The sequence below is a fragment of the Caproiciproducens puteiluti genome (assembly GCF_052442865.1).
Taxonomy (GTDB): domain Bacteria; phylum Bacillota; class Clostridia; order Oscillospirales; family Acutalibacteraceae; genus Caproiciproducens.
This window is the reverse complement of record NZ_CP194790.1, coordinates 2,505,943-2,528,190: the sequence shown is the minus strand read 5'-3', so window position 1 is coordinate 2,528,190 and position 22,248 is coordinate 2,505,943. Positions and strand designations below refer to the sequence as shown.

The window sequence follows — 22,248 nt, the reverse complement described above, 5'->3', positions numbered from 1 at the left end:
ATATGTTAGAAACAATCATAAAATGGCTGTCTTACGTGATATCGTGTAGCGCCGGTACAGCGATTTTATTTGACTTCATGAACAAAATGTATGAGCCTCAATATTTGAAAAAAAGAACAAAGATCATTTTATATTTTTTATTTACTATCTTGTGGATCAGTATAAACTTATTGGATGCCCCGTTCCTCAATTTTACATATTTTGTGGCTATCACCTTTATCGTAGCGTATCTCTATAATGTCAGGCGGGCCAAAGAATATCTTCACATTATCGTATTTAATATTACTTTTGCGGGATGCGATGCGATTGTCTCTTCCTTACTGACGATTATAACAGGCTCGATTCCTCTTTATAATCATAATTCTGTAGTCTTTTTGTTTAATGTGATTGTTGTTCAGACCTTTATGTTTGCCGTCTGTAAGTTGTTGGTTATTTGTTTTAAGAGACAGAAGATCACCTATATGTATAAAAAGCAGTATGTTTTTCTGGCCCTGCTTCCTGTCTCGAATGTTGCGATTATTTATTTTATCGCGATATTGGCCGCCTACAAGGTTGATCCAACCACGACGCACTTTATTATTATGATGCTTGCGGTTATTTCGATCATTCTGAATCTGGCAGTGATCTATTTTTTTGAAAATGTATCGAAATCAGATCAGCTGGAGAGTGAAATCGTTTTGATTCAGCAAAGAATGGATATGCAATATAGTTATTACCAGCAGCTGGAAATAGAATACAATAACTCCCAGAAAATCATGCACGATATCAAAAATCACGTCAGAGTGTTTGAACGGCTTTACACGGCGGGACAAAATACGGAAGGCATTGAATATGCTAAAAAAATATCGGAAATCGTAGATGAACTGGGAATGAAATTCAATTGCAACAACAGGATTTTAAACATCATTGTAAATGAAAAAATGAAAATCTGCCATTTGGATGGAATCGAATTTATTTATTCTGTGGAAAATCTGAATCTGAATTTTATTGATGATATCGACATTACGGCGATTTTTGCCAACTTACTGGATAATGCTATAGAGGCGTGCAACAGGATTATCGATGGTACAAAAAGAATAGAGCTGCGTATTTATCAGTTTCACGATATGTTCATTATTAACCTCATCAATTCTATTCAGGAAATCCCTGTAAAAACCGAAGAAAAGTTTCTTTCCATTAAGAAAAATCATAAAGCGATCGGCCTTTCCAATGTGAACTCCTCAGTAAAAAAGTACGACGGAGATATTAATATAGAAGTTGAACAGGGCAAATTTTCTGTGAGCATTATCTTTCCTTTAAGCCGGAGAAGGTAGCAATATTATTGCATTTATTTTCCTATAGCGGCATATTCTCTGTATTTCAGCCCGAAAAACTGTAAGTTAGGTAAATCCCCTTGTGAACGTCTAAAATTCGATTATAATGGAGTCAATAAATTAACAAGGGGTGTTGAAAATGAAAAACGGTCAGAAAAATGTAAAAATGAAAGCACTGGATTTGGTTTCTAAAATCGCGATGCAGGAAGCTCGCCAGTCCGCCAATACGTCTTGCGTACTACTTGCTTATCAGGACAAGCTCCCTGAAGCGGTAAAGAGCCTCAGAAAATTCTGATGCTGACCAATTTTTCCAACTGGATCGTAAAAGCCCTGAGCGAGAGCGGCTTGATCTCGGAAAAAGATAAGGATCTCTATTCTTTTGGAGTGCAGACCGCTCTCCTCAAAATGATTCATTTTTCCACTATGTTTTTAGTCGGTTTGTTCCTCGGTATGCTGTTAGAGACTTTTGTATTTATCGTATCGTATTCATTTCTTCGGGTTTATGCGGGCGGTTACCACGCCAAAACCAAACTGGGTTGCTATGGGATGTCGTGGGTGATGATCCTTTTTGTGCTGTTGCTGACGAAATTCTGCCCGGGCTATATGGCATTTATCACGTCGATTGCAGTTCTCATTCCAGCTTCCCTGATTATTGTGATTTTAGCACCTGTAGAAAATATCAATAAACCACTTGATGATGCTGAAGTACACCACTACAGAAGGAAAACCAGAATTATTCTCTCCGTAGAATTCATCGTAACAATTATCTTCTTACTTATAAGCAGTATTCAATTTTCTTTTATCGTCAGCTTGAGTATATTTTGGGTCTCTGTTATGCTGATTCTCGGAAAGGCCCAGATGATGATGGTTGATAATGTATCAGTGTGAGGTGCCCTCTATGTATTACAGTGATTTATCCCGTGACGAAGTTACGGAAACAGAAGCACACATGCAAATCATTGAGCTATGCGAAAGATGGTATAATCTGGCTCATCCAAACGGTGATTTTGTAAAATACTTTAAGAAGCATCCCGACTTGCTGAGTATCGAGCAATGGCCGTGCTTTATGAAAATCGGAGAAACAAAAACTGTTGATTAAAAATTCTTTGCATTTATAAAACAGCCTTTTTAGCCGGATAAAAACGGTTAGAAGGGCTGTCTTGGTAACCAGCTTTTTTTCATCCCTCTATAAAACTCATATGCGCCGGTCCTGACGGGGTAATGCCATCGGGATCGGCGCATCTATTTGTATAGATGTGCGGATGGGATATCGTATCTCCATATTTTAAGAATAGGGATTGACGGCGAAGCTTGTTAATTCTGACAAAATATGCTTTAATTAGAACGAATTATGGTCGGAATTGTATCTTGTATATAGAATTGCGGGTAAGGCAGGGATGATAGAATTGCGGACGGGAGAAACAACGAACAGTCCTTTTAAAAAACAACTGGAAAAGCAGGCGCTGCAAAAGATCATTTTTTTGGTCATTGTCGGCTGCCTGCTGTTCTGTATCCCTATTTTCGGGCTGAATTATCTCAATCAGAACTTCAATATGGAGGAACACCTGAACTTTCTGAACCGAACGTTTGACGAGGTTTATGGAGACGTTACCGCTTATCTGGAGGATGAAGAAAACGAGGGGCTTTTTCTCCGCTGTATGACCGGTGTTTCCGACAGCCGGGAGGTGCAGTACTCCCTCAGCAAGCATAACGTGGCAAGCCCGGTGCGCGTTCGTATGATTCTGATGAACCGGGAAAAGCAGATCGTCTATACCAGCTTTGGGCAGGAAGCGATGAACCTGCACAGAACGGAATTCAATAAAATTGTGGCGGACAATGCCTTGAAAGCAAATCTGCCCATTTACACGACCGTTTATTATTTTTCGGGAGACAGCTCGGAGTGCGTTTTTGCGAAACCCGTTTACCAGCATGGGGTGCTGGCCGGATTTGTCATGGCCTATCTCAATGGAAACGACTGGGGCAGCCTTTTTTCAGGATATCAGTATGACTGCATTATCACAAACCTGAACGGAGATATCATCTACTGCTCCAAAAGCGCGTTCCTTTCCGAGCGCAACACCAACAAATACAAAGCGGATCCGTCCCAGCACTTTGTGACGGTGCAGGAAAACCGGTACCGGACCGGCGCGCGGGTTCTGACGGATAAAAAAGCGGTGCTCTATTCGTTTGTGTATTCTTCGGGGAATTCGCTCTATATCATCATCGGCGTCATGACGATCGTTCTGCTGGGATGCATCTGGCTGGTAATGTTCCGAAAGCTGTCCCAGATGATGGCGGAAAAAACCGCTCAATCCGTAGAGGCGCTGGTAGGGGAGATCCGCGTCATCCGCCACGGGGACAACGAGCATATCATCCGGATCAACACCGGGGACGAAATCGAGGAGATCGCGGCGCAGATCAATAAAATGGTGAAAAGCATCAACGAGCTCAACACGCGCAACACCGATCTGATTAAATTGAACAGCATGATTGAGATGAGAAATCTGCAGACGCAGATCAATCCGCATTTTATTTACAATACGCTGGACAATATCAAGTACCTCATCCTTGGGGATGCGGAAAAAGCATCCTATCTGTTGGAGAAATTTACCCACATTCTTCGCTACAGCATCAACAATACCAAACAGGACGTCCTTCTTTCGGAGGATATCGGTTACATAGAGGATTATCTATATATCCAGAAAACAAGGTTCGGGGAGCGTTTCCGGTGCCGAATGGAAATAGAGCCGGACTGCAGCCAGTGCATGATTCCCAAGCTGCTTTTACAGCCGCTGATTGAAAACAGCATTAAATACGGTTTTCAGAAACAGATGGAGCTTTCCGTTCAGATCAGGGCCTGGTGCGAGGGCGATTATCTGTTCCTGCGTGTGGAGGACGACGGTCCGGGGGTTCCTGTGGAGATGCTGGAACGCCTGCAGAGCATGATTGTTTCCGAAGGAATCAAGACCGAGCACAACGGTCTGCAGAACCTTTCCCGCCGGATTATTTTGGAATATGGGGAGGAGTGCGGCCTGTTTATCAACAGTGAGGAAGGAAAAAGCTTTACCGTTACGGCAAAGCTGCTGCGCAGGGGGAGAAAAGATGTTTAGCGTGATACTGGTGGAGGACGAGGACATTATCCGAAAGGGCATCCGTTACGCGGTGCCGTGGGAAGAGCACGGCTGTACCGTGGTGGGGGAAGCCCGCAACGGCGTGGAGGGAAAGGAGCTGATCCAAGCGCTCAACCCCGATATCGTGATTACCGATATCAACATGCCGGTCATGGACGGGCTGCAGATGATTGCCGAAACGAAATGCCGGAGCGATTATGTGGCGATTCTTTTGACCGGCTATTCCGACTTTGAATATGCCAAGGAGGCGATCCGGAACGGAGTTTCCGACTATATCCTGAAACCGCTGAATCAGGAAGAAATGATGGAAGCGCTTGACCGCGCCGCTCTGGAATGTGAAAATATCCGCATTTTACGCAAACGGAATAAAGGTGTGGCGGAGCTGAAGGATATTTCCCTGTTCGGCAATCTGCAGCTGGAGCAGCCGGAGGACCCTGTGGTTGCGCAGATTCTAGACTATATCGCGCGGAACTATACTCAAAAAATCACACTTGCCGAATTGTCGGAAAAGCTGTTTTATTCCGATCGGTACATTAACCAGAGGTTTCAGAAGGCGCTGGGGACCACGGTGATCGAGTACCTGAACCGGTACCGCATCCAGAAAGCGCTTTCTCTCCTGCAGGAAAACAGGCTTCCGATTTCCGAAATCGGGGGAGCGTGCGGCATCGGGGATTACAAATATTTCAACCATGTCTTTAAAAAGTATGTGGGGTGTTCACCCAAAGAATACAAGCTGAAAATTCGCTGAGAAAAAGATACCGGATCAGAATTGTTCGGTATCTTTTCTATTTTGTTCCGTAATTCAGGTATTAATTTTATGCAATATTTTTATAAAATAAAGATACCAAAGCAAAACACCAAACTAGAGGAGGAAATGAAATGAAAAAGTTAATGGCACTGATTCTTTCCGTTGTGCTTGCCGTTTCCGCGGCAGGCTGTTCTTCCGCTCCGGCCGCTTCCCAGGCGGACGGAGCCGGCAGCGCCGCTTCCGAAGCCGCGTCTTCGGAAAAACAGGGCGGCGGCAAGCTGGTCATCTATTCCCCGAACTCCGAGGGCCTGATGAACGCTACCATCCCGCTGTTTGAAGAAAAGTACGGCGTGGATGTCGAGGTCATCCAGGCGGGTACCGGCGAGCTGATCAAGCGTATCCAGTCCGAAAAAGAAGACCCGTACGCGGACGTTATGTTCGGCGGCTCCTGGTCTTTGGCGTATGACAATAAGGATTTGTGGGAGCCGTATGTTTCCAAGAACGACGCCGGTGTGCTGGATGCCTACAAAAACACCAGCGGGTTCATTACCGGGAACGTTCTGGACGGCAGCTGCCTGATCGTCAACACTGATCTGATCGGCGATATCAAGATCGAAGGGTATGCCGACCTGCTGAACCCGAAGCTCAAAGGCAAGATCGCCACGGCCGATCCGGCCAATTCCTCTTCCGCTTTTGCGCAGCTTACCAACATCCTGCTGGCAATGGGCGGCTATGAAGACGAAAACGCATGGAAATATGTAAAAGATCTGTTTAAAAATATCGACGGCAAAATCGGGGAAAGCTCCTCCTCGGTCTACAAAAGCGTTGCGGACGGCGAAAACGTAGTCGGACTTTCCTACGAAGACCCCTGCTCGCAGCTCGTGCGCGACGGCGCTCCCGTCAAGGTGATCTATCCCAAGGAAGGCGCGGTTTACCTCCCGGCATCCGCTACCATCATCAAGGGCGCCAAGAACATGGATAACGCGAAGCTCTTCATCGATTTCATTATCAGCGAGGAAGTGCAGAATATCTGGGGCAGTACGCTGACCAACCGCCCGGTGCTGAAGGACGCGAAAACCAGCGACTTTATGACTCCGATGTCCAAAATCCACGTCATCGAGGAAGATATCCCCTATGTCAGCTCCCATAAACAGGAAATTGTAAACAAATACACGGATATCTACACCAGCCTTCAGAGTAAATAAGAGCAACCATCGATAAGAACTGCGGGGGTATGAAATGAGTAAGATCCTGATCCAAAACGCCGTAAAGAAATACGGGAACAATACGGTTATCCCGGATTTGAATATTGAAATAAAAAACGGGGAGCTTTTTACGCTGCTGGGTCCCTCCGGGTGCGGAAAGACGACCCTGCTGCGCATGATTGCCGGCTTCAATTCCATCGAGGGCGGTGATATCTACTTTAACGATACGCGTATCAACGACATTGATCCAAGCAGGCGGAATATCGGCATGGTTTTTCAGAATTATGCTATTTTTCCGCATATGACGGTACGCGACAACGTCGCCTTCGGGCTGAAAAATCGCAAAATGGAAAAAGAAAAGACGCAGGAGCTGACGGAAAAATACCTGCAGCTGATGCAGATTGCGCAGTATGCCGAACGAATGCCGAACCAGCTTTCCGGCGGGCAGCAGCAGCGTATCGCGCTGGCGCGCGCCCTTGTGATTTCGCCGGACGTTTTGCTGATGGATGAGCCGCTTTCCAATCTGGACGCAAAGCTGCGTCTGGAAATGAGGAGCGTCATCCGCCACACGCAGAAAAACGTGGGAATTACCACCGTATATGTCACGCACGATCAGGAAGAGGCCATGGCCATCAGTGATACCATTGCGGTTATGAAGGACGGCGTGATCCAGCATGTCGGCGCGCCGAAGGAAATTTACCAGAGGCCGAAAAACGTGTTTGTCGCAACCTTTATCGGCCGGACCAATATCCTGCCGGCCAGGGCGGAGCGGGGCACCCTGATTTTTCCCAGCGGCTACCGGGTACCACTGGAATGCCTGAATGCCTTGGAGGACCAGGAGGTGCAGTGCTCCGTCCGCCCGGAGGAATTTGTCATCAGCAAACAGGGGGACGAGGGGATTCACGGCGTCGTAAAGGAATATACATACCTTGGTCTGAATACGCATTACGCCGTGGAGACCGAGAGCGGCCTCACGGTGGAGATCGTTGAGGAGTCTTCCCTGGAAGATGAGCTGAAGCCCGGACAGAACGTGCTGCTTCAGGTGAAAAAACACAAAATCAATGTGTTTGACAAAGAGGGCGGCCGGAACCTTGTAAGGAGCGAAGCTTATGAAAGACAATAGCAAATTCCGTCTGGATATCTGGGGAACCCTTACGCTGTGCACCATCGCGGTCTATCTGCTGTTCCTGATCTATCCGATGGCCCATCTGATGCAGCAGTCCGTTTACGACTCGCAGACCGGGCAGTTCACTATGGCAAACTTTGTAAAGTTCTTTTCAAAGAGCTATTATTTCGACACCCTGCTGAACAGCTTCAAGGTCTCGCTGGCGGCGACCGTCCTTTCCATTGCCATCGGCACCCCGCTTGCCTACCTCTTTTCCGTTTTTAAGATCAGGGGAAAGTCGGTGCTGAATATCCTCATTGTGGTCGCGTCCATGTCCGCTCCGTTCATCGGCGCGTACTCCTGGATTCTGCTCCTGGGCCGCAGCGGGGTCATCACGGCTTTCTTCCGGAAGCTGGGCATTCTCCTGCCGGACATCTACGGCTTCGGGGGAATCGTGCTGGTTATGTCCCTGCAGCTCTTTCCGCTGGTGTTCCTGTACGCGAGAGGCGCCTTGAAGAATATAGACAATTCCCTGATCGAAGCGGCGAACAACCTGAGCTGTTCCGGTATCAAATGCTTCTTCAAGGTGGTAGTCCCTCTCATCATGCCGACTTTGCTCGCGGCCGGGCTGCTGGTCTTTATGCGGTCGTTCGCGGATTTCGGTACGCCGATGCTGATCGGTGAGGGGTACCGCACGTTCCCTGTCGTCCTGTATACGGAGTTTATCAATGAAGTGGGGGGGAACGACGGGTTTGCGGCGGCAATCGCGATTATCGCCATTGTCATCACCACCGTTGTCTTCCTTGCGCAGAAGTATGTTTCCAACAGGAATTCCTTTGCCCTGAACGCCCTGCATCCCATTGAAGAGAGGGAGCCGAGGGGAGGCAGGAAAGTGCTCGTGTATCTTTTTTCCTATCTGGTGGTGGCGATTGCCATTCTGCCGCAGGTATACGTCACCTATACGTCCTTTAAAAAGACCTCGGGCAAAATTTTTATCCGCGGCTATTCTCTGGGCAGCTACGAATCCGCGTTTTCCAAGCTGGGAAGAAGCATCCAGAATACCATTATCATTCCGATGCTTTCCCTGGTCGCGATCATCCTGCTCGCTGTGCTGATTGCCTATCTGGTCGTGCGACGCAGGAACGCCCTTACCAGTACGGTCGATATCCTTTCCATGATTCCGTACATCGTGCCGGGAACCGTTCTCGGCATTGCCCTGCTGACGGGCTTTAACCAGAAGCCTCTGATGCTGAGCGGGACAATGCTGATTATGGTGATTGCCCTGATTATCCGCAGGCTGCCGTATACCATCCGTTCCTCGGTGGCCATCCTGCAGCAGATTCCCATCAGTATCGAAGAAGCGGCCATCTCACTGGGCGCTTCCAAAATGAAGGTTTTTTTCCGCGTGACCGTTCCGATGATGGCCGCCGGCATCGTTTCCGGTGCGATTTTAAGCTGGGTAACGATGATCAGCGAGCTGTCCACCGCGATCATTCTGTATACAGGCAGGACAAAAACGCTGACGGTCGCCGTCTATACGGAGGTTGTCCGCGGTAATTACGGAGTGGCGGCAGCGCTCTCTTCGATTCTGACCCTGCTCACGGTGGTTTCCTTGCTGGCATTTAACAAGGTGAACGGCGGAAAGGATTTCAGCCTGTAACAGCATTCCACAATAAAGAATCCGAACCTCTTTCCGAAAGGAGAGAAGTTCGGATTTTTAGGTTTCTTAACTCCTGCGTTTGCATAAAAATAACGGCAACAGCTTTTGTATATCAAGCCGCTGCCGTCAGGTTTCATATCCGGATTTCATGCTGCTTTCCGTTTGTAGACCCTCATTGCGAACAGATACGCAACAATGAGGATACCCACACACCACGCGAGCGCGGCCCAAATTTCAATGCCGACAGGCTGATTAAATAATAACGCGCGGATGGCATCCACGATCGAAGTTACCGGCTGGTTTTCGGCAAAGGCGCGGACGGGTCCAGGCATCGATTCGGTCGGCACAAACGCCGAGCTGATAAACGGAAGGAAGATAAGGGGGTAGGAGAAGGCGCTTGCGCCGTCCACCGATTTTGCGGTCAGCCCGGGGATCACTGCGATCCATGTCAGGGCCAGAATCACAAGGACGAGAATACCGGCTACGGCAAGCCATGACAATACTCCTGCCGATGAGCGAAAGCCCATAATCAGCGCTACGAGAATGATGACGATGACCGAAATCACGTTGGATACCAACGAGGTCAGCACATGTCCCCAAAGCGCGCTTGAGCGCGCAATCGGCATGGAGTGGAACCGCTCGAAGATGCCGTTCTGCATATCCGTAAACAGGCGAAAAGCTGTGTAGGAGATGCCGCTTGCGATTGCCATCAGCAGGATGCCGGGCAGCAGATAATTCACATAATTGTCTGTGCCGGTCTGGATTGCGCCGCCGAGCACGTAGACGAACAGCAGCATCATCGCAATCGGAGTGATGCATACCGTGATAATGGTGTCCATGCTGCGGGTAATATGGCGCATGGAACGACCAAGCATCACACCCATATCGCTGAGAAAGTGATTTTTTGTCGCTTCCATTTATTTTTCCTCCTGCTTGCCGATAATTGCGAGGAAAATTTCCTCCAACGTCGGCTGTTTTTCTATATACTCCACCTTCACGGGCGGAAACAGCTTTTTCAGCTCCTCGAGCGTGCCGCTCACGATTATCTTTCCTTCATGGAGGATGGCGATCCGGTCGGCGAGCTGCTCGGCCTCTTCCAGATACTGCGTGGTCAGGAACACCGTCGTGCCATTGTCGGCGAGCTCTTTTACAGTCTTCCAGACCTCGATGCGCGCCTCGGGGTCAAGCCCGGTGGTCGGCTCGTCGAGGAAAATGAGCCGCGGGTTTCCGATCAGGCTCATGGCGATGTCAAGTCTGCGGCGCATCCCGCCCGAATAGGTGGAAACCCTGCGGTCGGCAGCATCTGTCAGGCCGAAGCGGTTCAGCAGATCGTCAGTGATCTGGCGCGAATTAGCAAGATGCCGCAGCCTCGCGATCATGATGAGGTTTTCCCGCCCGGTCAATATCTCGTCCACGGCGGCGAACTGCCCGGTCAGGCTGATCGACTGCCGTACGTAGTCTGGCTTTGCCACAACATCGAAGCCGTTGACGGCGGCGGTCCCGCCGTCCTGTTTGAGCAGCGTGGTGAGGATTCTGACAACCGTCGTCTTGCCCGCTCCGTTGGAGCCGAGAAGGGCAAAAATACTGCCTTTTTCCACCTCAAAATCCACGCCCTTCAGGACATGGAGCTGCTTGAAGGACTTTTGCAGCCCTTTTACATGAATAGCGGTTTCTGTCATTTTGAAGCCTTACCCTTTCCAAGTTTTTTCAGTATGTCGCGGTTGAGTGCCTCACGCCAGTCTTCCGTATATGTCCTGGCGCTGCGCAGAAGCTCGTCGCAGAATGCGGCCACATCCTCGCCGGTAATTTCCAAAACAGGCTTGCCCTCCGCCGCGCCGGCTTCGAACAGTTCTATCAGGTCATAATGGATCTTCATCATGTCATAGCCTGATCCCGCCGCGAACATCCACATGTGACTTTGGATTTTTTTAAATACGTATTGATAGTCTTTCGGCAGAGCCTCCACCCTTGCCATCTGCTGCTTGTATTCGCGTTTGCTCTCGATTATTTTTTTGATATTGAAATAATTATCGAAAAACTCAGACATCTGATTGCCCCTCCTTTAACTCGCTGATTTTTGACGCGACAAATTCCCATTTTTCCCAGAACCTCCGCAGTTCCTCGCGCCCTGCGTCGTTGAGCGCGAAAAACTTTCGCGGCGGCCCCAAGTCGGAGGGCTTTTTGGTAATCTCCACCAGCTTGCTTTTTTCAAGCCGGAGCAGGATAGTGTATACCGTTCCCTCCACAACGTCAGTGAAGCCGAGAGCGTTCAGCCGCCGCGTAATTTCGTAGCCGTAGGTTTCTTTGCGGCTTATTATTTCAAGGACGCAGCCCTCAAGCACGCCCTTGAGCATTTCTGTCAAGTTTTCCAGCATAATCCCTTCTTTACTATTATGTATGACTGGTATGAAGCGTTACTTACTACAACTATATAGTAACACGCAATAGATGCTTTGTCAATAGCGGTTATTTTTGTAATGTATTCCATCTATAACGCAGGATGCAAAACAGCAGTCCGCCGGCAAATATCATTCCCTCACGCACCGGCATTCCCTATTACATTGCTTTTATAATTGTACAATTGTCCTGCCTTTAATATTAAAAAGTCCCGCTGTCTGTTGGTTTTCCAGCAGACACCGGGACTCGTGCGGGTGATTGTACTTTCTTTGTTTTTGTTTCTCTTAACATTGCGGTTCAAGGCCTTCGCTCCATCAACGCCAAACAGGGAATACCGAAATGGGCATTGTTAAAACCCTAATTCCTGATCTATAAAGATGATTTCACACTTCATGCCCATCGGGGCACGGTCTATAACGGTCGTAATACGGCAAATCCGCTCGGGACTGTTGCAATCATAGCATTTGTCCGCATTTTTGGCGCATGGGGTTTTTGCGTTCATCCGTTTGGCGTTTTTCGGGGCAGCTACGTTTTTGCAGCGGTATATTGCGTCACTCAGATTCGCTGTGATTTTATTTTTTCCCACAATATAGTAGCAGGTTTCGGGACCGAAAGCCGTCATGGAAACACGATTTCCCGTCGCGTCGATATTGACGATCTCTCCGGATTCAGTCACGGCGTTTGCACTGGTTATGTAAATATTTGCGCAGTTGGCTAAGCGCCGGACGTCCCGGGAAGGTACCTTATTGTGCCATACCACGGCATTGTTTTGTTGTAAAGCCTCAAACAGTCCCATTTCCTTCAAAGTCGCGCTTCCACCGAATCCAATCGTTTGACGCTGGAGGGTGTTCACCAGATAATCGCTCGCTTCTTCTTTAGATGAAAAAAGCTGAGTTGAAAAACCATGCTTTTCAAAATTCTGCCTGATCATGGAATACTCCATTGCCGTCACTCCCGAAATTATTTTATCTCTCAAAGCTGAGAGCTTTCTTATTTATATTATACCACAGGCGTACAGCGCCGTCGTAGTATAAAATATAAATTGGGAGGATGGCTAATACCATAAAATAAAATCGTTTTCACAGGATGGTTTCTCAATTTCCATAAAACGATTTTATTAGGATGTTCACAGAGGAAAACTTAATCGGACTGAGCTTGCAGATGTTTCGCTTTAGCCAGTTCAATGGCTTCCTTACCGGTCATGTGGTCAATTGTAAGTTCTATCATACATACAATGTTAAACTCTTTTTCAATTACCTGTGAAAGATGGCTTTCGTCATGGCCAGGGGCATATCTTACAGCTAAAATCTCAAGAGCGCTTCTTTTTTCCGCTTCCTCTTCGAGGATGCGGGCTTTACCAAAGACAATAACACTGCGAAAGTAAGTGGTATACTCGTCCGGCACTACCTGATCCTTATCAATCACACAAAAGGAAACTTTTTTGTTTCTGGCGATGGCGTCCAGCTTATGGCCTGTTTTGGCACAGTGAAAGAAAATCTTATTGTCGTGATAGACATAGCTGAGCGGGACGGCATAGGGATAATCGTCGTCCCCGGACACAGCCAGCACTCCCGATGTTCCACGGCTCAAAATTTGAATACATTCCTCTGAGGATAAAGCCTGTTTTTTGCGGCGCATTTCTCGAAACATATAGACACCTCTTTCATAAATAAAACAATAAAACGCCTGATCTTCATTCCTTCAAGGGCCTAATGGAATGAACAAAAGACGTTTACCCGGCGGCAATTTCATATTACAAATACAATATAGCATACTTGCACATCAAAATGCAACACTCTCATCATGCCTCTTAGCGGATAGGCCATCCGTCAAACGGGATCCGACTGTTCCATTATGCGTCCCATAATTTCCTGTATGACACGTGTTTTTGCATCAGCATAATCTTGAATATACTGCCATACTTGCTTCGCAAGCTGTCGCTTGGCTTCCGCATATAAATCCCTGTCTCTCTCATGCGTACAGAGCCAATCACGGAACGCGGTCATTCGTTCTGCTTCTTCACAATTCTGCGAAAAGACGTGTAAATTGACCGCGGGGTCTTTTCCCTTGAACATACGATGTTCAAACCATTTCGGTTCCCGAATGCGCAATAGATAGCCAACTCTCTCAAGCTGCTTTCCATATTCGCTTTCCTTCGCAGAGTCTTCCACACACAATAAAATGTCAATGATTGGTTTTGCGCACAAACCCGGGACAGAGGTAGAACCCACGTGTTCAATTTTCAAAGCTGTCGTGCCAAGCGCGTTATAAATTTTCGCGGCTTCTTTTTGAAATAAAACCGGCCAGTTATCATCGTATTCGCATAGTTTAATTTTCTGATTATGTACGGTAATCTCTCCAACGGTTACTTCCTGTAAATATTTCTCTGAACTCATACAGTATCACCTTTCATTCATCCCAATTGACCGTTTATCTACAGCATTTTTTCCAGTTGATTCTGCAACAAGTTGCGTTTCTCCCCCGCCGAAGACGGGGGAGAAACGCGTTTTGTCTAGCAAACTGAAATGGACCTGCTGTAAGTGACCTTTGAATTTACGGATATCAACATTATAGCCGTTTGGAAAGCAAAAGGGAAGACAGGGACACTTGCGACATTGACATCAGCAAAAATCTGAGATATGATAGTTTATAGAATCAATTCTATAAACTATCATGATGAGGAGCAGTCGTATGGCGAGACCTAAAAAAGACCCAAACATAAAAAGAAAAGAATTTATAGATCAAGCTGCCGTTCTTTTCTTTGAAAAAGGATATAACGACACTTCTATCCAGGACATATTGTACGCCGTTGGCAAAGACGGGGCTTTATCCCCAAGCGTTTTTTATTACTATTTTAAATCTAAGGATGAGATATTTGAAGCGGTTGTACAGGATTACATGAATCAGTATATTGGACAGATTATGGAAGTGCTGGAGCAGGAGCATCTAACCTATGCTGAAAAAATGCGAAAGTCCATAGCAATCTATCGAAACGCGATAGAGGATTTCAAAAAAATTGACGCTTACTTTGACCAGGATACGCCGAGGGTATCTTATTTCAATTATTTAATCGACAGTCAAGCAATTTCTATGTTGATAGACCCTCTTGATCAATTGCTCCGGCAAGGGGTAAAGTCTGGCTGTATTCCGAAAACAGCATTACTTATGCAAGCAGGAACCAAAATAATGGCGCAGGTTTTTCTGTCATCTATCATACCGCTGACACACCAGGGCCGTGAGAATGACGGACAGCACCATTCGGAAAAATACGCCCAATTTGTTCCTCAGATCTTTGCACAGTTATTTGATGTTCATTCAATACTTGAGGAGGAATGAGGAATGAAATTCACAATCGTGACGATTGGCTCAAGGGGGGATGTGCAGCCATTTCTTGCATTGGGAAAAGGACTGCAGGATAGAGGGCATAGGGTTCGTATCTGCGCCATGCATGTTTTTCAGGATGTAATAGAAAAAGAAGGATTTGAGTATGCGCCTATGGCAGGTGATGCCAGGGAGGTCATGAGGCGGCTGATTGGAGAACAGGTTTCCTTTTTTGAGTATTTCAGCAACTTAAAATATTTATTGAATCCTGTCAAAGAGGAATTTTTGTCCAATATTGAAACCGCCTGTACCGGCGCAGACGCTATATTATACAGCCTTCTTGGAAGCGTTGCTTACCATGTGGGAGAAAAATTAAAGATTCCCTGTTTTCGCGTACCGTTTTGCCCCGTTGACCCTACAGGTGAATTTCCCGCAATGACAGCGCCCCTTCTGCCATTAGGAAGAGTGTATAACAGGCTGACTTTTTGGGGCAGTGATCTTCTCTGGTCAAACGCAACAAGGTCATTGCTAAACGATTGGCGCTCTGAGATGGGGTTGAGGAAAATCAGGCTTTTTGAGTTTCCGTATCGCAGAATGAATGGAGAAACGATTCCTACGCTTTATCCGTTCAGCCCTGTGCTCGTGCCAAAGCCTAAAGAATGGAGCAAGGACTGCTATTTGACCGGATTCTGGATTCGGGAAAGCACAGAAAATTGGGCGCCGGATGAAAAACTGGCAAACTTTCTCAGCAATGGAACAAAACCGATATACATAGGCTTCGGCAGTACGGTTGGCGGAGATTTTGACCGGATTCTTCATATCGTTTTGGAAAGCATTGCAAATACAGGGCAGCGTGCCCTCCTATCATCAGGCTGGCGCAGCCTGAAAGGCGTTAAGCTGTCGGACAATGTCATGCAAATAGGCAATATCCCGCATGAATGGTTGTTTAAGCGTATGGCGGCTGTCTCTCATCATGGCGGTGCAGGGACAACCGCCGCCGGTGTACGCGCCGGCGTGCCAAGTGTGATCGTTCCTTTTGGCGGCGACCAGCCTTTTTGGGGAAACAGGCTGTTTGAGTTAGGCATAGGAACGAAACCGATCTGGACTAAAGAGCTTACGGTAGAGAACTATTCAAATGCAATCATGGAAGCTGTCGGCAATCACAGCATGAAAGAAAAAGCCGACCAAATCGGAGAACGGTTAAAAGCTGAAAATGGTGTTCATAATGCCGTGGAAATTATCGAAAAAATACTTGCGGATAAATGACCATTCTCACATCGGGCCAAGCTGGCCGATGTAATGCCAAGGGTGCATCCTACGGTTTAAATAAAAACGCCCTCCCGGCCGTCATGGTCAGGAGGGCGCAATTTTTATCGATTATGCCGGGACAGACCCGGACAGCGGCGTAAGCGATTTCAGACTCATGTGACCGAAGCGGCCTGAGAGTATTTATAATCCTCATTCCACTGCGCGTAAGCGCTGTCCGACCGATGGTCCTCCAGATCATAATTCTCAGCGAGATAATTTCCAAAGTAAGAACTGATTTTGTACGCGCCCCAAAGATTAAGGTGCCCCGCATTGTTCATGTCGTTCGCAAAGTCCAGCCCGACCTCGTCCTTCTTATCATAGAGATCGAGGAACGGAATCCCGTTTTCCTGCGCCACATCCGCGACCGTGTTGAACAGAGCCTCGCAGTCGTTCACCCAATCGCTTTCCTTTTCGGCTTCGCTGTAGTCGCAGGGCATGTTTATAAAGATGAGGTCAAAGTTCTCCGTCTTTGACAGATCGATAATTTTATTCAGGTATTCCAGGGACTTCTCCGGAATATCGATTCGGTTGTCCGTAGCCTTCCATTCGGAATTCGGTTTGCCGTACCGGTTGGTCCCGGCTGCAAACCCTTTTGAGTAGTACAGAGACGCGACGTCGAAGCCGAAGTCCTTTTCCTGCAGGGACGACCATCTGAAATGATATTTCAGGACCGGCAGAAGATACGCAATCCGGTCCTGCGGAGAGACGCAGTTCCAGATAGTCTCCAGTTTATTTCCTGAAAATTGCATATTGTCCACCGTGTTGCTGATTAACCCGGATTCTCCATATTGGGTTGTCATGCCGAGATAAAACAGGTCCACAACGACAAGAGGACTTTTGTGCGTCTTTAAGACTTCTTTTAATAAATAGTAGGTCACATCAAGCGACTGCCCACCCGTCGCATAATTAAAGCTGGGGATGCCCTGCTGGTTCCAGATGACGTTTGGGTCCAGCCCGCCGTTCATATGGCTGGAACCCATAAAAATAACGTCGTACTGGTCGTCGGACAGGTACAGGCCCTCTTCCAGCTTTGCCCGGTGCTCCGTTTTGTAAACGAAGATCGGGCTGAGCGCGGCGAGAAGAACAGCCAGCAAGGCGGTAAAGAGCAAACTTTTCCCAATCATTTTTTTACGCATTCGTTTCCTCCACTTGGCTCTGTTCGTAAATTGAAAATTGGCGGATTTTCGGACACAAAGTGCCTTACCCGCCTACGGTGTCCACAATAATAACCTATTCCATACGGGTTTCTGTATTGCTTTGAATATGCTTCAAAGCCACTGATGTGCGAGACGTGCATGCAGGTTCAGCCTGCCCGTATGCCGGGCATTTTTGATGCGGTCGGACGTAAATTCATCCGAAACAAGAATCCCGATTTGCGAACGGGGCCTAAAATTTGGTATAAATAAACTGCTGAGCGTTGTATTCCGACCCATAAGTGCCGAAGACGGCCAGCATCAGGGCGGCAGTCAGATACACTGACCACCGCACCGCGGCATTGCTGCCCAACACGACGCTGCGCAGGTCCCATCTCCTTTTTATGAAGTCCACCGCGGCCACGACGAAAATCCCGAGGACCGCGGCCAGGAATTCCGGCTGCGTAAGGCCGAGGCTGAAAAGAGAACCGTCCCACAGGGACGCCGGATTGAAGCGGAACAGATTCCCGATCATCGCGGCTGCGTCGGGCAGCGTTTCCGCACGGAAAAAGATCCATGCAAAGCTGACCAGTAAAAAGGTGAAGGCGGTCTGCAAAGCCCGGTACCAGGCGGAACTCTCGCCGATTCCCAGACGGTCCCGGACATTTTTCCTCAGCCGCTTCGACAGCAGCCCCGCTACCTGATACAGCCCGTGCAGGGCGCCCCAGATCAGAAAATTGACCGAATCCCCGTGCCAGAGGCCGCAGACCACAAACACGGTCATCAGATTCAGACAGCGGCGGAACGCGGAGCATCGGCTTCCGCCGAGCGGGATATACAGGTAATCCTTGAACCAGGAACCCAGCGAAATATGCCAGCGCCGCCAGAACTCCTGAATCGACCTTGAAAAATACGGCCGGTCGAAATTGGTGGTCAACCGGAAGCCCATCACTTCCGCCGCGCCGATGGCAATATTGGTATAGCCGGCAAAATCGCAGTAGATCTGGAACGCGTAAAAGATGACGGCAACGATGGAGGCGAGTCCGTAGTACTGCGCCTGATCTCCGTATACCGTGTCAACCAGAACCCCGAGCCGGTCCGCTACGACCATTTTCTGAAAATAGCCCCACAGCATCAGCAGGACGCCTCTTCTGGCCCGGTCGTAATCAAAGATATGTACCTCGTCAAGCTGAGGGAGAAAGTTCTTCGATTTCTCAATCGGGCCGGAAGTGACCTGCGGGAAGAAGGAAACGAAGAGCGCGTATTTTCCCAAATGCCGCTCCGGCGGAACGTCCCCCCTGTAAACGTCCACCGTATAACTCAGTGCCTGAAAGGTATAGAAAGAGATTCCTACCGGCAGCAGCAGATCGAAATGCGCCGCGGCTGTGGGAACACCCGTCAGGGAAAGAATGCCCGCGCCGATCTCACTGAACAGGTTCAGATATTTGAAGACGGATAAAATACCGATATTGATGCAGAAGCTCAGGGCGGCCCAGATTTTCTTCTGCCGCGCTGCTCTGACGGGATCCGCCAGCCGGGCGGACTTGCCGATCAGCAGCCCGCTCGCGTAGGTGACCAGCGTGGAAACACCCAGGAAGATGGCGTACCACGGATTATAACACAGGTAAAAAAAACAACTGGCAGCAAGCAGCCAAATCCATCGGAATTTGTGGGGGAGGACAAAATATACCACTGCCGAGACAGAGAAGAACAGAAAAAATTCCAGCGAGATGAACGACAAAAAAGCAACCCCCTTAACCTGCAGTTGGCCCATATCCTGATCTGATTGGTTTCTTTATTATTAAATCATAAAAATGCAAACATTTTGTTAACAATTGTAATCTTTTTGTAATCTTTTTTAAAGATGTTTTGGAAATAAAAGAAATTTCCCCGTCAGCCAATAGGCCAGCGGGGGAGAATTGGTTGTCATCAGTTAATAATCTGTTGATCGAGGAATTTTTCAAATTTTGCCGGCCCCAAAATTTCGTTGGTCACAAACTCGCCGTCATAGAAAAGGCTGTAGGTGGTAAAGGGCGTGGGGGCCGACTGTGCCTGCCCGGTCGTCTCGATCTTGTGGATACTGATTTCCGTTCCGCGTTCCTTTGCGAGATTGACGATGATCGGCACATATTTGTCGGTGTGCGGACACTGGTTGGTGTAGTACAGCACCATGCCCTTTTCGGCAATTTTGCCCTGCTTTGCGCAGTCCCTGAACCTCGGAGCAGGAGCGTCCCCGGTAAACGGCAGGCAGTAGAGAACAAAAAAGGGCGCGGCGGTATCGGCAGCTGAAAAGCCTTTGTATTTCAAATAATCCGGGTCGAACAGAAATGGACGCTTTTTCTCCGGGGCGACAACGGTGAGGCCGCAGAAGCCCTTGGATTTGGCATCCTGAATGCACTCCTCCAACAGACGGTCGGCGTAGCCCTTTCCCTTATACTGCCCCGAAACCCAAAAGCAGTTGATGTGCATATATCCCTGTGCGTCGATGGGGCACCATGCCTTCTCTGCGGGGATGTACTCAATAAACACCTTCCCCCGGACATCCAGCTTCCGGAACACCAGGCCATCCGCAAAGCGTTCGCTCATCCACGCCTTTTTGGAGGATACACAGGTTTCGTCCTTCTTGTCGGAGATGGCGCAGCAGATATGCTCGCAATCAATGTTATCTGCTGTTACGGCGATGATGTTTTCCATTACTACACCTTCTTTTTGATATTTCACATTCCGGCACGGCTTATTTCTGCGCCACAAACAGGGTCCCTACTTTTTTCCCGGTCACGATGTCGTAGAGTACATCAGGATTTTTTCCGTTTGTGACAATGACATCGATTCCCTGTGATGTAGCAATATCTGCCGCTTGAAGTTTTGTTCTCATACCACCAGTACCTCTTCTGGAACCGGCGCCTCCCGCGAGTGCGTATGTAGATTCATCGATATATTCAATTTTGCTGATCAGTTTAGCAGTTTTCGATAGTCTGGGGTCTTTATCATAAAATCCATCTATGTCTGACAGAATTACCAGTTTATCGGCGCGACACAATACTGCAACAACCGCTGACAGCATATCATTATCCCCAAATATTTTTTCTTCGGATTCTATTTCTTTATAACTCACGGAATCATTTTCATTTACAATTGGAATGATTCCCTGTTCAAGCAAGGTTTCAAATGTATTGGCAAGGTTTTCTTTCTTTTCTTCATCGATGATGTCATCAGCATTGAGCAGAATCTGTGCAACAGTTTTATTATAATAGCCAAAAAATTTGTCGTACAAAAACATGTTCTCGCATTGTCCTACTGCAGCCGCCGCCTGTTTCATACGCAGCTCTTTAGGTTTTTCAGCAAGATGCATTTTCTGCGCTCCAATTGCAATTGCACCGGAAGAAACGAGTATCACTTCATTCCCCATATTTTGGATATCAGCTAACGCCAAAACCAGTTCTTCGACCGTCCGCAGATTACTGTTTCCTAATTCATTTGTTAATGTCGATGTCCCGACTTTTACAACAATACGATTCCTTTTTATACCCATTGATGTGCTCTCCTTCATCTCCACGAATTTCGATTTATCGCTCAGCTGATTATATCGTTCTACAAATATCTTTGCATTCCCACAAGTACATAACCTTCTGCGGGCACTTCGACACCCGTTTTTTCAAAATAATTTCTGATCCAATATGCTTCGCTTTGATAATTCCCCTTAACATATGCAAGGTTTGCAGCAGAAAGGCCTGTTTCTTTGAGGTAATGACAAACTTCTGTAATGATGGCGGCCCCGACGCCTTTTCCCTGCTTTCGTAGAAAGCAACTCGATTTTCATTTTCTTACCCTCTTGCGGATTAATGTATGTGCAAAGTTCTAATCAGTGACCTCAATCAGAATAGTATTTTTTCAGCTTCTCAATATCAATTGGATTATCAATCCATTCTTCTGTATATCCGCATGAGGTGCATAAATATCTTGTTATTTTCACTGCACTAAAAATAGTACGTCCAGCTTTAATATTATTACCTGTGCCATATGCTCCGACATTTCCAGGAATGCTAATTATTTCACTGGAATGACATTTAGGACAAGTACCTTTGCTTTTCATAACGCTTAACCTCCTTATAAAACATAAGCTCAAAGGGCAGGGGAGACGCAATCAAGAAGCATCTGAACATGGGGGATTCCATCCTCAAGAAATATTCCTGAAACCTGTTTAAATCCTTGCTTTTCATAAAATTCTTTTGCATATGTTTGCGCTTCTATTCTTATAGCAGTCGCCTTTAATTTGTTTTTCGCAACCTTTATCCCTTCTGAGAGAATTTTGCTGCCTATGCCATGCCGTCTTTTCACGGCGATCACTCGGCCAATCGATACCTCATCATAGGACACACCTTTATCAACAACTCTTAGGTATGCCTGTATTCCATCATCATCTTTTAAATACACATGAAATGATTGTTTATCCTTGCCATCGATCTCCTGATACGGACAATTTTGTTCAACAACAAACACGGAAACTCTTATCTTAAGAATCTCATACAATTCCTTAACTGTTAACTCTTCAAATCTTTTTACTATAAGCTGCATTTTGATCTATCCTTCATTTCAAATTTTTGTTTAATAAAATGTTTTATAAATAATTTAGCCAAATCTTCATTCAGCCAATTTCCGAGGCAACCAACCGATCAAGTTCAACGGTCAAATAAAAAAGACCAAAATAAATTGAATCTGTTTATATTTTATCACTTCCCTTTATTTTCCTCAATGGCAACTTGCCCAAAATGATGGAATAGATGAAAGGAGCCGTGCTCATTTGCGGGGACAATAATATAAAGAGAAGATGTAAACGTTGTTACATACGGAAAAATCATCCCTGTCCGGCTTTCCATTCCCGAAACCTTCAGGGGGAGAAAAACATCTCAACTTATATGAAATAAAT

24 protein-coding genes are annotated in these 22,248 nt (G+C 47.1%); 11 read left to right on the top strand and 13 right to left on the bottom strand.

Annotation, left to right across the window (positions count from 1 at the left end; translation table 11 throughout):
* Positions 1 to 2: 2 nt before the first annotated feature.
* From ACRQU7_RS12350 to ACRQU7_RS12310, 9 genes are all read left to right on the top strand, one after another.
* Complete coding sequence (locus ACRQU7_RS12350; RefSeq protein ID WP_444641184.1) at positions 3 to 1,313, top strand: sensor histidine kinase; 1,311 nt, start codon at positions 3 to 5, stop codon at positions 1,311 to 1,313.
* A gap of 139 nt (positions 1,314 to 1,452) precedes the next feature.
* On the top strand, positions 1,453 to 1,608 hold the full coding sequence (locus ACRQU7_RS12345; RefSeq protein ID WP_141825527.1) for a cyclic lactone autoinducer peptide: 156 nt from the start codon (positions 1,453 to 1,455) through the stop codon (positions 1,606 to 1,608).
* On the top strand, positions 1,608 to 2,201 hold the full coding sequence (locus ACRQU7_RS12340; RefSeq protein ID WP_141825526.1) for an accessory gene regulator ArgB-like protein: 594 nt from the start codon (positions 1,608 to 1,610) through the stop codon (positions 2,199 to 2,201). Before ACRQU7_RS12345 ends, ACRQU7_RS12340 begins: the two co-directional genes overlap by 1 nt.
* Before the next feature lie 10 nt (positions 2,202 to 2,211).
* The gene (locus tag ACRQU7_RS12335; protein WP_038324883.1) at positions 2,212 to 2,412 is read left to right on the top strand and encodes a hypothetical protein; all 201 of its coding nucleotides are present in this window, start codon (positions 2,212 to 2,214) and stop codon (positions 2,410 to 2,412) included.
* 307 nt (positions 2,413 to 2,719) lie between these two features.
* Positions 2,720 to 4,423: a sensor histidine kinase gene (locus tag ACRQU7_RS12330; protein ID WP_444641183.1), complete on the top strand. Its 1,704-nt coding sequence runs from the start codon at positions 2,720 to 2,722 to the stop codon at positions 4,421 to 4,423.
* The gene (locus ACRQU7_RS12325; RefSeq protein WP_444641182.1) at positions 4,416 to 5,192 is read left to right on the top strand and encodes a response regulator transcription factor; all 777 of its coding nucleotides are present in this window, start codon (positions 4,416 to 4,418) and stop codon (positions 5,190 to 5,192) included. Before ACRQU7_RS12330 ends, ACRQU7_RS12325 begins: the two co-directional genes overlap by 8 nt.
* A gap of 131 nt (positions 5,193 to 5,323) precedes the next feature.
* Positions 5,324 to 6,397 (top strand): ABC transporter substrate-binding protein, encoded by a 1,074-nt coding sequence (locus tag ACRQU7_RS12320; RefSeq protein WP_444641181.1) that lies wholly within the window; start codon positions 5,324 to 5,326, stop codon positions 6,395 to 6,397.
* Between the two features lie 34 nt (positions 6,398 to 6,431).
* Positions 6,432 to 7,520, top strand: coding sequence for an ABC transporter ATP-binding protein (locus ACRQU7_RS12315; protein ID WP_141825522.1), 1,089 nt, complete (start codon positions 6,432 to 6,434; stop codon positions 7,518 to 7,520).
* Positions 7,507 to 9,162: an ABC transporter permease gene (locus tag ACRQU7_RS12310; protein ID WP_038324878.1), complete on the top strand. Its 1,656-nt coding sequence runs from the start codon at positions 7,507 to 7,509 to the stop codon at positions 9,160 to 9,162. Before ACRQU7_RS12315 ends, ACRQU7_RS12310 begins: the two co-directional genes overlap by 14 nt.
* A gap of 146 nt (positions 9,163 to 9,308) precedes the next feature.
* Here ACRQU7_RS12310 and ACRQU7_RS12305 read toward each other — a convergent pair whose 3' ends face one another.
* The 7 genes from ACRQU7_RS12305 to ACRQU7_RS12275 form a co-directional block, all read right to left on the bottom strand.
* Positions 9,309 to 10,079: an ABC transporter permease gene (locus ACRQU7_RS12305; protein ID WP_444641180.1), complete on the bottom strand. Its 771-nt coding sequence runs from the start codon at positions 10,077 to 10,079 to the stop codon at positions 9,309 to 9,311.
* Positions 10,080 to 10,841 (bottom strand): ABC transporter ATP-binding protein, encoded by a 762-nt coding sequence (locus tag ACRQU7_RS12300; protein WP_444641179.1) that lies wholly within the window; start codon positions 10,839 to 10,841, stop codon positions 10,080 to 10,082. It abuts the gene before it with no gap.
* The gene (locus ACRQU7_RS12295; protein ID WP_038324874.1) at positions 10,838 to 11,209 is read right to left on the bottom strand and encodes a DUF1048 domain-containing protein; all 372 of its coding nucleotides are present in this window, start codon (positions 11,207 to 11,209) and stop codon (positions 10,838 to 10,840) included. The genes ACRQU7_RS12300 and ACRQU7_RS12295 overlap by 4 nt, the downstream gene beginning before the upstream one ends.
* Entirely contained in the window at positions 11,202 to 11,537 is a 336-nt protein-coding gene (locus ACRQU7_RS12290) for a PadR family transcriptional regulator (protein ID WP_444641178.1), read from the bottom strand. The genes ACRQU7_RS12295 and ACRQU7_RS12290 overlap by 8 nt, the downstream gene beginning before the upstream one ends.
* Positions 11,538 to 11,908: 371 nt before the next feature.
* On the bottom strand, positions 11,909 to 12,502 hold the full coding sequence (locus ACRQU7_RS12285; RefSeq protein ID WP_141825519.1) for a lactate utilization protein: 594 nt from the start codon (positions 12,500 to 12,502) through the stop codon (positions 11,909 to 11,911).
* 197 nt (positions 12,503 to 12,699) lie between these two features.
* Positions 12,700 to 13,209, bottom strand: a complete 510-nt coding sequence (locus ACRQU7_RS12280) for a pyridoxamine 5'-phosphate oxidase family protein (protein ID WP_444641177.1) — start codon at positions 13,207 to 13,209, stop codon at positions 12,700 to 12,702.
* Positions 13,210 to 13,388: 179 nt separating this feature from the next.
* Positions 13,389 to 13,955 (bottom strand): GrpB family protein, encoded by a 567-nt coding sequence (locus tag ACRQU7_RS12275; RefSeq protein ID WP_444641176.1) that lies wholly within the window; start codon positions 13,953 to 13,955, stop codon positions 13,389 to 13,391.
* A 295-nt stretch (positions 13,956 to 14,250) separates the two neighbouring features.
* On the opposite strand from ACRQU7_RS12275, the gene ACRQU7_RS12270 reads away from it, so the two are divergent.
* Together ACRQU7_RS12270 and ACRQU7_RS12265 are read left to right on the top strand one after the other, a co-directional pair.
* Positions 14,251 to 14,895 carry a TetR family transcriptional regulator gene (locus ACRQU7_RS12270; protein ID WP_444641175.1) on the top strand — a complete coding sequence of 215 codons (645 nt, stop codon included), beginning with the start codon at positions 14,251 to 14,253 and terminating at the stop codon, positions 14,893 to 14,895.
* 3 nt (positions 14,896 to 14,898) lie between these two features.
* Positions 14,899 to 16,146 (top strand): glycosyltransferase, encoded by a 1,248-nt coding sequence (locus ACRQU7_RS12265; protein WP_444641174.1) that lies wholly within the window; start codon positions 14,899 to 14,901, stop codon positions 16,144 to 16,146.
* 155 nt (positions 16,147 to 16,301) lie between these two features.
* Here the strand turns inward: ACRQU7_RS12265 and ACRQU7_RS12260 are convergent, their stop codons facing one another.
* The 6 genes from ACRQU7_RS12260 to ACRQU7_RS12235 form a co-directional block, all read right to left on the bottom strand.
* Positions 16,302 to 17,324, bottom strand: a complete 1,023-nt coding sequence (locus ACRQU7_RS12260; protein ID WP_141825514.1) for a hypothetical protein — start codon at positions 17,322 to 17,324, stop codon at positions 16,302 to 16,304.
* Positions 17,325 to 17,574: 250 nt separating this feature from the next.
* On the bottom strand, positions 17,575 to 19,062 hold the full coding sequence (locus ACRQU7_RS12255) for an MBOAT family O-acyltransferase (protein ID WP_444641173.1): 1,488 nt from the start codon (positions 19,060 to 19,062) through the stop codon (positions 17,575 to 17,577).
* Positions 19,063 to 19,250: 188 nt separating this feature from the next.
* Positions 19,251 to 20,015 (bottom strand): GNAT family N-acetyltransferase, encoded by a 765-nt coding sequence (locus ACRQU7_RS12250; RefSeq protein ID WP_444641172.1) that lies wholly within the window; start codon positions 20,013 to 20,015, stop codon positions 19,251 to 19,253.
* A 40-nt stretch (positions 20,016 to 20,055) separates the two neighbouring features.
* On the bottom strand, positions 20,056 to 20,853 hold the full coding sequence (gene proB / locus ACRQU7_RS12245) for a glutamate 5-kinase (RefSeq protein WP_444641170.1): 798 nt from the start codon (positions 20,851 to 20,853) through the stop codon (positions 20,056 to 20,058).
* A gap of 339 nt (positions 20,854 to 21,192) precedes the next feature.
* The gene (locus tag ACRQU7_RS12240; RefSeq protein ID WP_444641168.1) at positions 21,193 to 21,414 is read right to left on the bottom strand and encodes a hypothetical protein; all 222 of its coding nucleotides are present in this window, start codon (positions 21,412 to 21,414) and stop codon (positions 21,193 to 21,195) included.
* Between the two features lie 29 nt (positions 21,415 to 21,443).
* On the bottom strand, positions 21,444 to 21,896 hold the full coding sequence (locus tag ACRQU7_RS12235) for a GNAT family N-acetyltransferase (protein WP_444641166.1): 453 nt from the start codon (positions 21,894 to 21,896) through the stop codon (positions 21,444 to 21,446).
* Positions 21,897 to 22,248 lie beyond the last annotated feature (352 nt).

Coding starts and splice junctions, on each gene's coding strand:
- ACRQU7_RS12250 (WP_444641172.1), bottom strand. CDS start 20,015: ATGGAAAACATCATCGCCGTAACAGCAGATAACATTGATTGCGAGCAT.
- ACRQU7_RS12310 (WP_038324878.1), top strand. CDS start 7,507: ATGAAAGACAATAGCAAATTCCGTCTGGATATCTGGGGAACCCTTACG.
- ACRQU7_RS12340 (WP_141825526.1), top strand. CDS start 1,608: ATGCTGACCAATTTTTCCAACTGGATCGTAAAAGCCCTGAGCGAGAGC.
- ACRQU7_RS12280 (WP_444641177.1), bottom strand. CDS start 13,209: ATGTTTCGAGAAATGCGCCGCAAAAAACAGGCTTTATCCTCAGAGGAA.
- ACRQU7_RS12320 (WP_444641181.1), top strand. CDS start 5,324: ATGAAAAAGTTAATGGCACTGATTCTTTCCGTTGTGCTTGCCGTTTCC.
- ACRQU7_RS12260 (WP_141825514.1), bottom strand. CDS start 17,324: ATGCGTAAAAAAATGATTGGGAAAAGTTTGCTCTTTACCGCCTTGCTG.
- ACRQU7_RS12300 (WP_444641179.1), bottom strand. CDS start 10,841: ATGACAGAAACCGCTATTCATGTAAAAGGGCTGCAAAAGTCCTTCAAG.
- ACRQU7_RS12275 (WP_444641176.1), bottom strand. CDS start 13,955: ATGAGTTCAGAGAAATATTTACAGGAAGTAACCGTTGGAGAGATTACC.
- ACRQU7_RS12325 (WP_444641182.1), top strand. CDS start 4,416: ATGTTTAGCGTGATACTGGTGGAGGACGAGGACATTATCCGAAAGGGC.
- ACRQU7_RS12265 (WP_444641174.1), top strand. CDS start 14,899: ATGAAATTCACAATCGTGACGATTGGCTCAAGGGGGGATGTGCAGCCA.
- ACRQU7_RS12295 (WP_038324874.1), bottom strand. CDS start 11,209: ATGTCTGAGTTTTTCGATAATTATTTCAATATCAAAAAAATAATCGAG.
- ACRQU7_RS12305 (WP_444641180.1), bottom strand. CDS start 10,079: ATGGAAGCGACAAAAAATCACTTTCTCAGCGATATGGGTGTGATGCTT.
- ACRQU7_RS12350 (WP_444641184.1), top strand. CDS start 3: ATGTTAGAAACAATCATAAAATGGCTGTCTTACGTGATATCGTGTAGC.
- ACRQU7_RS12240 (WP_444641168.1), bottom strand. CDS start 21,414: ATGAAAAGCAAAGGTACTTGTCCTAAATGTCATTCCAGTGAAATAATT.
- ACRQU7_RS12345 (WP_141825527.1), top strand. CDS start 1,453: ATGAAAAACGGTCAGAAAAATGTAAAAATGAAAGCACTGGATTTGGTT.
- ACRQU7_RS12315 (WP_141825522.1), top strand. CDS start 6,432: ATGAGTAAGATCCTGATCCAAAACGCCGTAAAGAAATACGGGAACAAT.
- proB (WP_444641170.1), bottom strand. CDS start 20,853: ATGGGTATAAAAAGGAATCGTATTGTTGTAAAAGTCGGGACATCGACA.
- ACRQU7_RS12270 (WP_444641175.1), top strand. CDS start 14,251: ATGGCGAGACCTAAAAAAGACCCAAACATAAAAAGAAAAGAATTTATA.
- ACRQU7_RS12235 (WP_444641166.1), bottom strand. CDS start 21,896: ATGCAGCTTATAGTAAAAAGATTTGAAGAGTTAACAGTTAAGGAATTG.
- ACRQU7_RS12285 (WP_141825519.1), bottom strand. CDS start 12,502: ATGGAGTATTCCATGATCAGGCAGAATTTTGAAAAGCATGGTTTTTCA.
- ACRQU7_RS12335 (WP_038324883.1), top strand. CDS start 2,212: ATGTATTACAGTGATTTATCCCGTGACGAAGTTACGGAAACAGAAGCA.
- ACRQU7_RS12290 (WP_444641178.1), bottom strand. CDS start 11,537: ATGCTGGAAAACTTGACAGAAATGCTCAAGGGCGTGCTTGAGGGCTGC.